Below are 11,641 nucleotides of genomic sequence, written 5' to 3'. Positions count from 1 at the left end.
CATAATCCGTTGACACGCGCATCGTTGATTAGAGAAGAACGGCTATTGCGAGAGCTTCAACACGAAGCTGCGGGATGAACTCCTCAACGGCGAGGTGTTCTACACCCTCAAGGAGGCCAGCGTCGTGATCGAGCAATGGCGTAGGCACTATAACAACATCCGGCCGCACTCGTCGCTCGGCTACCAGCCGCCTGCGCCCGAGGTCGTCATCTGGCCAACCGAACCGAGCGGCTCAGGGCCGCTCGCTCACCCCGCCATCGTCACGCGACTGACGATGCACTAACTTCGAACCTGGGCCACCGAATGGGGGCAGGCCAGATGGGATCATCAATATTTGAATCGTAATTACTCGAAATGTGGAATAATAAAGCATATAATATTATGACATATTTTATGAGATTAACCGACAAAATCTAGATAACGGCAACTGATATTCTGGCTTAAATCAAATATTATGTTCAATAAGCGATCAATTTTACCGTTATTGATCATTTTATTAATAGCCGGCAGCCCGATTTAACGCCGCAAGAACCATGTCCGAGATATGATCGGCGATCGAAAGGACCTTGTGGAACTCGTTTTATACGCTGAGCCTCGAAACAGGCAGAGCTATGCAGATCGATCTACAAACCCTCTGGTATTTGACAGTCGGAACGCTGCTGGTGTCGGCTTCGCTCCTCCTCTGGGAGCGACACGCTCATCCTGGCCGCGCAAACATCCTCGCTGTGCTTGCTGCAGGTCTCTTCGCGTTCGTACTCGGCTGCATTGTCGCAATGAACCGCAGCCACGTCCCGGTCGCGCTCGGCATGGGGGCGACCAACCTCCTGATGATGTCGGGCTACCTCCTGGTTCTCAACGCCATGGCCGGCCTCGACGGTCGCCGATATATTTGGTCGTCCGCTGGTGCGCTGTGCATCCTCGCCGTCGGCTGGGCGAGCATCGGCACACACTTCCCGGCTGTTTTCTGGAACCATGTCTCGGCGCTCCCCATTGCGCTGACCTGCGGTCTGACGGCATGGATCCTCTCGCGCAGTCATACAGTTCGGGGATTACGCTCACGATCAGTCGCGATATCGATCTCGGTCGTCCACTCCGCGTTCTACTTTGGGCGGGGCGTCATCGCTCCGGTGCTTGGTCACGAGTACGGTGCAACCATGCTGTCCGCCATCGCACAGGCAACGATGTACGAAGCCGTCTTGTACTCGGTGGCGATGCCGATGTCTTTTCTGATGCTCATTCGAGAGGAGGAAAAACAGCATCTGCTTCACATGTCACACACCGATCAGCTGACGGGGCTCGCGAACCGGCACGCCTTCTTCGAGCAGGGCACGCGAATCCTCAGGCAGCGGGATCGACATCACGTCTCCCTCCTTGCCTTCGATCTCGACCATTTCAAAGCGATCAACGATCGCTACGGCCATCCCGTGGGTGACGAAATTCTGAAGCTCTTCGCCGAAGTTGCCCGCCAGGGGGCGGGATCCGATGCACTTGTCGTCCGGCTGGGTGGCGAGGAATTTGCCGCGCTTCTGCCACAGTGTGATCGTGATCAAGCTTATGATCGCGGCTCGTTGATCGCCAGCCGGTTCACCGCAGCGGCCGCACGGGCAGAAGGGCCTGGAATCGAGGCCACCGTCAGCATCGGACTCGCGGCGCCGGGCTGCTCCGATCTGTCGGGGATGCTCGCCAGCGCCGATGGAGCGTTGTACCGGGCGAAGTTACTTGGTCGAAACCGAATTGAAACCGCGGACGCAAACGTCTTGCCCGCCGCAGCCTGAAAGCCTGTCCGAAAGGGCCGCCTGCGGACTTATGTGGCCAGGGTGGTGATGCGTCCAGGCTCACCAGCAAGGGCATCGCTTATGCTGAAACGCCCCGGGCGGCGATGCGGCGGGCCATGACGTCGAAGGCGCGGAACGACGCTTCGATTAGAGCATGATCCAGCCCATGCACGATGAAGACGATGCGCGATGTCCTGCGCTCATCCGGCCAGCGCTCCAAGTGAACCGGCGAGTGAACGAGACGCTGGACGCCGTGCACGGCGACGGGGCGGTCCTCGCCGATGAGATTCAGGATACCTTTCACCCGAAAGACATTCTCCCCGTGCCGGTCGAGGAGCATGGTCAACCAGAGCCCGAAGCCAGTCCAGTCGATGGGCTGCTCAATTTCCAGGGCGAAGGAGGTGACCGGCGTGTCGGCACGGAAGGTCCCGGCATGGTGGTTCAGACGTGCCGACTCAGGGGGCGGCGGCAGCGATCCTGCCTCGGTGAGAAAGTCCATTGCCCCAACCTCGGATGCCGTCATGACCCGGGCGGATGGATTCACGCTCGCCAGTCGCGCGATCAGGTCCGAGACCCTTGCGGGCGGAGCCAGGTCTGTCTTGGTCAACGCCAGGAGATCCGCCGCTCCGATCTGGCGCAAGGCCTCGAGGCGGGTATCGAGCAGGCCCGGGGCGTTGACAGCATCGACCGTCGTGACGACGCCGACGTTGCGGTAGTGGTTGCGCAGCACCGGGTGGGACCGAATCGTGGACAGGGCCGGATAGGGATCGGCCATGCCCGTGGTCTCCACCGCGACGCGGTCGAAGAATGGGACCTCGCCGCGGGCGCGGCGCGAATGCAGGGCGAGCAGGGCATCCGCGAGTTCTCCACGGACGGTGCAGCAAAGGCAGCCGGACTTCAAAAGGACCACGGTTTCGTCGATGCGGTCCAGCAATTCGTGGTCGAGCCCGATCTCGCCGAATTCATTGACGAGTACGGCGGCACCGGCCATCGCCGGATCGGCGAGCATGCGGCGCAGCAGGGTCGTCTTGCCCGATCCCAGGAACCCCGTGAGGAGATGGACGGGCGTTGGTCCGTTCAACGGATGGCCTCGATCGAGGCGATGAAGCTGGGATCGAGGGGATCAAAGGGACGACCCGCCAGCGCCCCGGCCTCCGACCACAGATGCGACAGGGCCTCGAAGATCCGGGTGCTGCCCGTCGGCGAGGCCAGGACGTAGGACCGGCCCTGCCACTCCGATAGGCGTAGACGACGCGTGGCGAGCAGGGCGTTGGCGACGGCCAGGCGACGCGCGGCTTCGCGCCGGCGGGCGATGCGATCGCTGTTGTGCGTGTAGACGCCCGGCCGCGCCACCGCGCTCGTCCAATGGTCGTCACATCCCAGCACGCCGCAGAGTGAGCACATGGCGCGAAGCCTCCGTCCTTGGGTTGGGCGGGCGAGGCCCGCCCGTCGTTCACGTCCGGCGGGGATGGCGCCGGGCGAAGTCGTCCGCCATCTCATTCATCGTCACGAAGCGCACCCCCGCGTGCCCCTTCATGTGCTCGTAGAGCCGCTCGAGCATCATGAGCACCTGGGGACGTCCTGCGACGTCCGGATGGATGGTGATCGGGAACACCGCGTAGTCCATCTCCCGGTAGACCCAGTCGAACTGGTCGCGCCACATCTCCTCCAGGTGCCGCGGATTGACGAAGCCGTGGCTGTTCGGAGACTTCTTGATGAACATCATCGGCGGTAGATCGTCGAGGTACCAGTTCGCCGGGATCTCGATGAGGCCGGTCTCCTCGCCCCGCACGAGCGGACGCATCCAGTCCGACGGCTTCCCCGCGTAATCGATCTTCGTCCAGGCATCCCCAACCCGCACGTAGTAGGGCGTGAAGTCGTTGTGCATCAGCGAGTGGTCGTACTTGATGCCCTTCTTGAGCAGGAGCTCGTTGGTGACGTTCGAGAATTCCCACCATGGCGCGACGTAGCCGGTCGGCTGCTTTCCCGACAGGTCCGCGATCAGCGCGATGCACTTGTCGAGGACTTCCTCTTCCTGCTCCGGCGTCATGGCGATCGGATTCTCGTGCGAGTATCCGTGCAGGCCGATTTCGTGACCGGCCTCGGCCACCGCCTTCATCTCCTTCGGGAACGTCTCCACAGAGTGACCGGGGATGAACCAGGTGGTCTTGATGCCCCACCGGTCGAACAGCTTCAGCAGGCGCGGCGCCCCGACCTCGCCGGCGAACAGTCCCCGCGAGATGTCGTCCGGAGAGTCCTCGCCGCCATAGGAACCGAGCCACCCCGCCACGGCATCGACGTCGACACCGAACCCGACCAAGATTTCCTTCGCCATCCGGCGTCCCCTCCCTCGTCCGGGCCGGACTTCTCCGTCCGCCCGCCGTATCGAACCGTACTGCCGGTGCAGAATTGCGGCAGGCACCGTTGTCCATCGCCGGAACGGCGCGGATGCCCGCTTCCCGCGCTCCGGCAAGCTGCATCATCGCGCCGTCAGCGGGCGTCGAAAGCAGCATCACGTCGCGACGGGAGCACAATCGAGGCCAAGCCCCGGATGATCGGTTCGAGCACGTCGGTGTCGCCCCGATAGTACGCTCAGGGGCGGCCACTCGGGGCGTGGTCCGGTTCGTGCGTGCTCGGCGGAGACTGCCGATCCGCCCCCGGCAGTCGAAGGCTCGAAAGCGCGGTGAACCCGGTCGGCGTCGCATCTCGCGACCCGGCCCGGCCCACCAGGGGCACCCTCAACAGAGCTTGCGATGCCCGAATGCCTCGTCTTCCGCGTGCCGACGCGGCACCCCGCCGATGTCTCCGGTGTGATGGACCTCATCGCGTCCGGGGCCGTGGCGGCGGCCGAGATTCTGGCCGTCTTCGGCAAGACCGAGGGCAATGGCTGCGTCAACGACTTCACCCGGCACCTCGCCGTGATCGCCCTGGAGACGGCTCTCGCCGGCGCGCTTGGATGCACGCCAGAGGCCGTCGGCGCGCGGGTCGCCCTGGTGATGTCGGGCGGAACCGAGGGCGGCCTGTCGCCCCACCTCCTCGTACTCGCCCGCCGCGACGGCGCGCCGGCCGCCGATACGGCGGCGCTCGCCATCGGCACGGCCTTCACCGCCGACTTCCAGCCCGAAGAGATCGGCCGCATGGCCCAGGTGGAAGCCACCGCCGCGGCGGTCGGCCGGGCGATGGCCGCGGCCGGCTTGGACGATCCGGAGGATGTGCATTTCGTCCAGGTGAAGTGTCCGCTCCTCACGAGCGCCCGGATCGGCGAGGCGGCGACGCGCGGCCGGACCGTCGCGACCCACGACACCTACGCGTCGATGGGGCTGTCGCGCGGTGCCTCGGCTTTGGGCGTCGCCCTCGCGCTCGGCGAAGCGGAGGGGGCCGAGCTCTCCGACGCCGCCATCGGCACCCGGCGCGACCTCTATTCCGGCCGGGCCAGCGCCTCGGCCGGCATCGAACTGATGCGCAACGAGGTCATCGTGCTCGGCAACGCCCGCGGCTGGTCCGGCCCCTATGCCATCGCCCACCGGGTGATGCGCGACGGCATCGATTTTCTCGCGATTCAGGGCGTTCTGGCGGATCTCGGCTTTTCCATGTCCGGCCAACTGACGCCGGAGGATTCGGAGCGGGTGGTCGCCCTGCTCGCCAAGGCCGAGCCGTCGCATGACGGGCTGATCCGGGGGCGGCGCCACATCATGAACGACGACAGCGACATCAACGCCACCCGCCATGCCCGCGCCCTGGTGGGCGGGGTCGCGGCCGCCGCGATCGGGCGGACCGACCTGTTCGTGTCGGGCGGCGCCGAGCATCAGGGACCGGACGGCGGCGGTCCCGTCGCCGTCATCGCCCGCGTCAGGACCTGAACCCCATGCCCGATTTCGACCTCGCGATCCGGGGTGGCACCCTCGTCACCGCCGCCGACACGGTGCAGGCCGATCTCGGCATCCGCGACGGCCGCATCGCCGCTATCGCCGAGCGGATCACCGATACCGCCCGCACCCTCGACGCCTCCGGCCTCCTCGTCCTGCCCGGCGGCATCGACAGCCACGTCCACATCGCGCAGGCCGCCGGCCCCGGCATAGTTATGGCCGACGATTTCGCCTCCGCCACCCGGGCGGCGGCGGCCGGCGGCAACACCTGCGTGATGCCCTTCGCCCTGCAGCCGCGCGGCGCATCCCTGCGGGAGGCGACGCACGCTTACCGGGCTCTCGCGGAGGGCCAGTGCCATATCGACGTCGCTATCCACCTCATCGTCTCGGACCCGACGCCCGCCGTCCTCGGCCAGGAACTGCCGGCGCTGATCGCCGAGGGCTACACCTCGTTCAAGGTGTTCATGACCTACGACGATCTGGTCCTGAACGACCGCCAGATCCTCGACGTCTTCGACGTCGCCCGCCGCGAGGGCGCGCGGGTGATGGTCCATGCCGAGGGCTACGACACCATCCGGTACATGACCGAGCGGCTGGAGCGCGCCGGGCAGACCACGCCGTACGGTCACGCCCTGTCCCGCCCCGAACTCGTGGAGCGGGAGGCGGCGCACCGGGCGATCTCTCACGCCGAACTCGTCGATCTCCCCATCGTCATCGTTCACGTCTCGGGCGAGCAAGCCATGGAGCAGATTGCCTGGGCGCGGGCCCGGGGGCTGAAGATCCACGCCGAGACCTGCCCGCAATACCTCACCCTCACGGCCGAGGACCTGAAGGGGCGCGGGTCCGGCGACCCGATGGCGGGGGCGAAGTACGTCTGCTCGCCGCCCCCCCGCGACACGGCGAGCCAAGCCGCGATCTGGCGTGGATTGCAAGGAGGCGTCTTCGAGGTCGTCTCGTCGGACCATTGCCCGTTCCGCTACGACGACGCTCGGGGCAAGCTGAATCCGCGCGCGAAGGAATCCTTCCGCTACGTGCCCAACGGCATTCCCGGCATCGAGACGCGTTTGCCAATCCTATTCTCCGAAGGGGTCTCGACGGGCCGCATCTCCCTCAACCGCTTCGTCGAACTCACGGCCACGAACCACGCCAAGCTCTACGGGCTCTACCCGCGAAAAGGTTCGATCGGCGTCGGCTTCGACGCCGACCTGACGCTGTGGGATCCGAACCGCCGCGAGACGATCACCCAGGCCAACCTGCATCACGGCGCCGACTACACCCCCTGGGAGGGATTCGCGGTGACGGGCTGGCCGGTGATGACCCTCGCGCGGGGTGAGATCGTCGCCGAGGATGGACGTGTGGTCGGTGCCCTCGGCCATGGGCGGGTGCTCGATCGGATCGCGCAGGCCGCCCCACATCCATGATCCGATGGGAGGGCCGTTTCGGCGAACCGTCCCTCGTCTGGCCCGCCCCTTGCTGGATGCCTGCGGGGAGAAAATCATGGATGTCGAGCTGATCAGCCTGACCAAGCGCTACGGCAACACCGTTGCGGTGGACGGGATCGACCTTAAAGTGCGCTCGGGCGCCTATTGCTGCCTGCTCGGGCCTTCGGGCTGTGGCAAGACCACGACCCTGCGGATGATCGGCGGACACGAGACGGTGTCTTCCGGCGACGTCGTTATCGGCCCGCGCGCCGTGGGCGACGCGACGCCGGCTGAGCGCGGCACGGCGATGATGTTCCAGAGCTACGCCCTGTTCCCCCACCTCAATTGCCGGGACAACGTCGCCTTCAGCCTCAGGATGCGCGGTGTGGGCAAGGCCGAGCGCCGGGCCAAGGCGCTGGCCATGCTCGATCTCGTGCAGATGGCGCATCTGGCCGAGCGCCTGCCGGCACAACTCTCCGGCGGCCAGCAGCAGCGCGTGGCGCTCGCCCGGGCCCTCGTCACCGGCCCCAAGGTCCTGCTCCTTGACGAGCCGCTCTCGGCCCTCGACCCGTTCCTGCGGGTGCGAATGCGGACCGAACTGAAGCGCATCCAGGCGGAACTCGGCCTCACCTTCATCCACGTCACCCACAGCCAGGAGGAGGCGATGGCGCTCTCCGACCTCGTGGTGGTGATGAACGGCGGGCGCATCGAGCAGGCGGCCGACCCACGCACCGTGTTCGAGCGCCCGGCCACCGCCTTCGTCGCCCGCTTCATCGGCGGCCACAACGTCATCCGGCTGCCGGATTCCACCGAGATCGCCGTGCGGGCCGACCGGATGCGCCTCGGCCTGCAGGCCGGCCCGGAGGCGGTGCCCGCCCGCGTCGTCTCGGTGGAGTACCAGGGCACCAGCGTCCATGTCGGCTTCGAGGCGGACGGCCTCGGCGCCACAGCGCTCACCGCCATCCTCGACGACGCGGCCTATGCGGGCCGTCCGCTGGCCCTCGGTGAGACCGTACCACTCGGCTGGGATGCGGCGGCCGCGCACCGCCTGAGCGCCTGATCCGACATCCAACGCCTCCAGAGGACACCGTATGACGACCACGATCAAGTTCAGCCGTCGCACCCTGCTCCAGGGGGCGGGTGCCACCGGACTGACCCTCGGCGCCGGACCGATCACCGGCTTTCCCAACGTGATCGCCGCCGAGCCTGTGACCCTGCGCTACCTCGGCACCGCCGTGAACCAGTCCGGCGACATCGCCCGCAAGGTGAAGGAGGATCTCGGCATCACCATCGAGTACATCCCCGTCGTCACCGACGAGGTCACGAAGCGCGTGGTGACGCAGCCGAACTCCTTCGATCTCCTCGACACCGAGTTCTTCAGCCTCAAGAAGCTCATCCCCTCGGGCAACATCCAAGGCATGGATGCGCGCCGGATCAAGCAGGCCGACAACATCACCCCGGTCTTCACCAAGGGCGAGGTCGCGGGCAAAAAGATCGGCGACCAGGGCACTGCGCCCAAGAAGGTGTTCTACATCGAGGGGCAGAACGCGAAGACTTTCGCCGGTTCGCCCACCGAGTGGATCACCCTCATCCCGACCACCTACAACGCCGATACGCTCGGCATCCGCCCCGACCTGATCAAGCGCCCGATCACGAGCTGGAAGGAACTCCTGAACCCCGAGTTCAAGGGCAAGGCCTCGATCCTCAACATCCCGTCCATCGGCATCATGGATGCCGCCATGGTGATCGAGGCGACGGGCGACTACACCTATCCCGACAAGGGCAACATGACGAAGGCGGAGATCGACCGCACCATCAAGCTCCTGATCGAGGCCAAGCGCGCCGGTCAGTTCCGGGCCTTCTGGCAGGACTTCAACGAATCCGTGAACCTGATGGCGTCCGGCGAGACCGTGATCCAGTCGATGTGGTCGCCCGCCGTCACCAAGGTGCGTTCCCAGGGCGTCGCCTGCACCTACCAGCCCCTCAAGGAAGGCTACCGCGCCTGGGCGACGGGTTTCGGTCTGCCCAAGACCCTCACCGGCCGCAAGTTGGATGCAGCCTACGACTTCATCAACTGGTTCCTCTCAGGCTGGGCCGGCGCCTACCTCAACCGCCAGGGCTACTACTCGGCCGTGTTGGAGACGGCGAAATCCCAGATGGAGCCCTACGAATGGGCCTACTGGATGGAGGGCAAGCCCGCCGAGAAGGACATCAAGGGTCCCGACGGCACCGTGCTGGAGAAGGCCGGCGCCGTCCGTGACGGCGGCTCCTTCGAGACCCGCATGGGCGCGGTGGCCTGCTGGAACGCCGTGATGGACGAGAACACCTACATGGTCCGCAAGTGGAACGAGTTCATCGCCGCGTGAGCGGGCGCGCGGCACGACCCTCTCCCCTCTGCGGGAGAGGGTGCCCGCGGAGCGGACGGAAGAGGGGGCGACTTCTCCGGACAACGCGCTCCCCTCTTGCGGGATTTCGTCCCGGCCCGACCCGCGCTCACGCGCGGGCCACCCTTTCCCGCATAGGGGAGAGGGTTTCGCGTGTCACGAGGGGTGAGCCATGACCGACACTGCCCTCTCGGCGATGCCCGCCGCCGTGAACGTCCCGGCCGCTCCGGCATCAACCACCAGCCTCACCGCGAAAACCCGCCGCCGCCGGGCGCTCGCCTATCTCCAGGCCGCCCCCATGGCGCTGGTCTTCGCGGTGTTCTTCCTCGTGCCGCTGCTGCTGACCCTGATCGTCAGCTTCTGGGAGTACAACGAGTACGAGATCATCCCGTCCTTCACGGTGCAGAATTACTTCGACGTGTTCGAGGGCTGCTTCAGTCCGGCGGAGGCCTGCACGACGGTGCGGACCTACGTGTCCACCCTGAAGTTCTGCGTCCTGACCTGGGCCTGCACCCTCGTGATCGGCTTCACGGTGGCGTATTTCGTCGCCTTCCACGTCCGCTCGCGCACGATGCAGATGGCGCTGTTCCTCGTCTGCACGATCCCGTTCTGGACCTCGAACGTGATCCGCATGATCTCGTGGATTCCGCTGCTCGGCCGCAACGGCCTCGTCAACTATACGCTGATGGGGCTGGGGCTCATCAAGGCACCCATCGAGGGGCTGCTCTATTCCGATTTCTCGGTGGTGCTCGCCTTCGTGCACCTCAACACGGTGTTCATGATCGTGCCGATCTTCAACAGCATGGCGCGGATCGACCGTTCGCTCATCGAAGCGGCGTACGACGCCGGCGCCACGGGCTGGCAGACCCTATGGAACGTGGTGGTGCCACTCGCCAAGCCCGGCATCGCCATCGGATCGATCTTCGTGGTCACCCTGGTGATGGGCGATTTCGTCACCGTCGGCGTCATGGGCGGCCAGCAGATCGCCTCCGTCGGCAAGGTCATCCAGGTCCAGATGTCGGCCCTGCAGCTGCCGGCGGCGGCGGCCAACGCGGTGATCCTCCTGGGCGCCGTGATGCTGATGATCGTCGCCATGACCCGCCTCATCGACCTGAGGAAGGAACTCTAGGCATGAGCGACCGGCCCCGCTCCCCCGCCTTCTACCTCCTGGCGGCGTTCTTCTGTCTCTTCGTCGCATTCCTGTACGGGCCGACCCTGACCATCCTGGTTCTCAGCTTCCAGGGGCCGCAGGGCGGCCTGACATTTCCCATGAACGGGGTCTCGACCCACTGGTTCGGCAAGCTCTGGGCGGGGCTCGGCATCGTCGACATCTGGGGGGCCCTGTGGCGGTCGCTGCGCCTCGGCGTCGTGGTGATGGGGCTCACCGTCGGGATCGCGTTCTTCGCCGGTCTCGCGTTCCGCAAGCGGTTTCGTGGGGAGGGCGCCCTGTTCACGGTCGCGGTGGCGAGCCTGATCGTTCCCTCCATCGTGGTCTCGCTCGGGATCGGCCTCGAATTCCGGCTCCTCGACGACGCGGTGAACTGGGCCGCCGCCGCGACCGGCTGGGGCTGGCTGCAGGAGCACGGCACCCTGATGGGGCTCTACACGTCGGCACTCGGTGCGCACCTCACCTGGACGCTGCCCTTCGGCCTTCTCATCATGTTCGCGGTCTTCAACCGGTTCGATCCGGCCTACGAGGAGGCGGCACGCGATCTTGGCGCCACCGGCCCCCAGACCCTCCGGTACGTGGTGGTGCCGATCCTCGGGCCGTCCCTCGTCGGCGTCGCCCTGTTCGGCTTCACCCTGTCCTTCGACGAGCTCGCCCGCACCAGTCAGGCTATCGGCGGCCGCAACACCCTGCCGCTCGAGCTGCAGGGCCTGACCACCACCGTGACGACGCCGGAGATCTACGCGCTGGGCACCCTCACGACGGGCATGTCCCTGGCGGTGATCGCCACGGCGCTCGGGGCGAGCCTGTACCTCCAGCGACGGCGGGCGAGGACCGGGCTGCGCCTCGGGTGAGCGAGCAGGTCCGCCGCCCGCGCGGGCAGATCGAGCGCATGGCGCGGGCAGTCGGCGGAGAGTTTAGGCACGAGGTCGAACCGTGCGATTTAAGGTTTGACGTCTTGGTGCAGGCGGCCATTCTCGGAAGATGCAGCGAGGCACCCAAGCATTCCGGTGCCGTGACGTAGCGA

Annotated in this window: 10 protein-coding genes and 1 pseudogene; 8 read left to right on the top strand and 3 right to left on the bottom strand. The window is 66.1% G+C overall.

All coding sequences use genetic code 11. The features are described 5' to 3' along the window. Positions 1-34: 34 nt before the first annotated feature. Positions 35-283, top strand: a pseudogene (locus MFF01_RS17145) (integrase core domain-containing protein); the annotation flags it as partial. A gap of 328 nt (positions 284-611) precedes the next feature. Continuing rightward, positions 612-1,775 carry a GGDEF domain-containing protein gene (locus tag MFF01_RS17140; protein WP_238227272.1) on the top strand — a complete coding sequence of 388 codons (1,164 nt, stop codon included), beginning with the start codon at positions 612-614 and terminating at the stop codon, positions 1,773-1,775. Between the two features lie 79 nt (positions 1,776-1,854). On the opposite strand, the gene MFF01_RS17135 is transcribed toward MFF01_RS17140, so the two are convergent. The 3 genes from MFF01_RS17135 to MFF01_RS17125 are packed head-to-tail and all read right to left on the bottom strand — an operon-like array spanning position 1,855 to position 4,110. After that, positions 1,855-2,856 (bottom strand): CobW family GTP-binding protein, encoded by a 1,002-nt coding sequence (locus tag MFF01_RS17135; protein ID WP_283207202.1) that lies wholly within the window; start codon positions 2,854-2,856, stop codon positions 1,855-1,857. After that, entirely contained in the window at positions 2,853-3,179 is a 327-nt protein-coding gene (locus MFF01_RS17130; RefSeq protein WP_238227269.1) for a hypothetical protein, read from the bottom strand. Before MFF01_RS17130 ends, MFF01_RS17135 begins: the two co-directional genes overlap by 4 nt. Positions 3,180-3,228: 49 nt before the next feature. Next, positions 3,229-4,110 (bottom strand): polysaccharide deacetylase family protein, encoded by an 882-nt coding sequence (locus MFF01_RS17125; RefSeq protein ID WP_238227267.1) that lies wholly within the window; start codon positions 4,108-4,110, stop codon positions 3,229-3,231. A gap of 418 nt (positions 4,111-4,528) precedes the next feature. On the opposite strand from MFF01_RS17125, the gene atzD reads away from it, so the two are divergent. The 6 genes from atzD to MFF01_RS17095 all read left to right on the top strand — a co-directional run bounded on the left by atzD (position 4,529) and on the right by MFF01_RS17095 (position 11,468). Further along, complete coding sequence (gene atzD, locus MFF01_RS17120; protein ID WP_238227265.1) at positions 4,529-5,635, top strand: cyanuric acid amidohydrolase; 1,107 nt, start codon at positions 4,529-4,531, stop codon at positions 5,633-5,635. 5 nt (positions 5,636-5,640) lie between these two features. Further along, entirely contained in the window at positions 5,641-7,062 is a 1,422-nt protein-coding gene (hydA, locus tag MFF01_RS17115) for a dihydropyrimidinase (RefSeq protein ID WP_238227264.1), read from the top strand. A gap of 76 nt (positions 7,063-7,138) precedes the next feature. Continuing rightward, on the top strand, positions 7,139-8,122 hold the full coding sequence (locus MFF01_RS17110) for an ABC transporter ATP-binding protein (RefSeq protein WP_238227263.1): 984 nt from the start codon (positions 7,139-7,141) through the stop codon (positions 8,120-8,122). A 31-nt stretch (positions 8,123-8,153) separates the two neighbouring features. Beyond that, positions 8,154-9,428, top strand: coding sequence for an ABC transporter substrate-binding protein (locus MFF01_RS17105; RefSeq protein WP_238227262.1), 1,275 nt, complete (start codon positions 8,154-8,156; stop codon positions 9,426-9,428). Between the two features lie 190 nt (positions 9,429-9,618). Further along, positions 9,619-10,575: an ABC transporter permease gene (locus MFF01_RS17100; RefSeq protein ID WP_238227261.1), complete on the top strand. Its 957-nt coding sequence runs from the start codon at positions 9,619-9,621 to the stop codon at positions 10,573-10,575. Between the two features lie 2 nt (positions 10,576-10,577). After that, on the top strand, positions 10,578-11,468 hold the full coding sequence (locus MFF01_RS17095; protein WP_238227260.1) for an ABC transporter permease: 891 nt from the start codon (positions 10,578-10,580) through the stop codon (positions 11,466-11,468). The last annotated feature ends 173 nt before the right edge of the window (positions 11,469-11,641 follow it).

This window comes from Methylobacterium adhaesivum, assembly GCF_022179065.1.
GTDB classification, from domain to species: domain Bacteria; phylum Pseudomonadota; class Alphaproteobacteria; order Rhizobiales; family Beijerinckiaceae; genus Methylobacterium; species Methylobacterium adhaesivum.
This window is presented reverse-complemented; position numbering and strand designations above follow the sequence as displayed.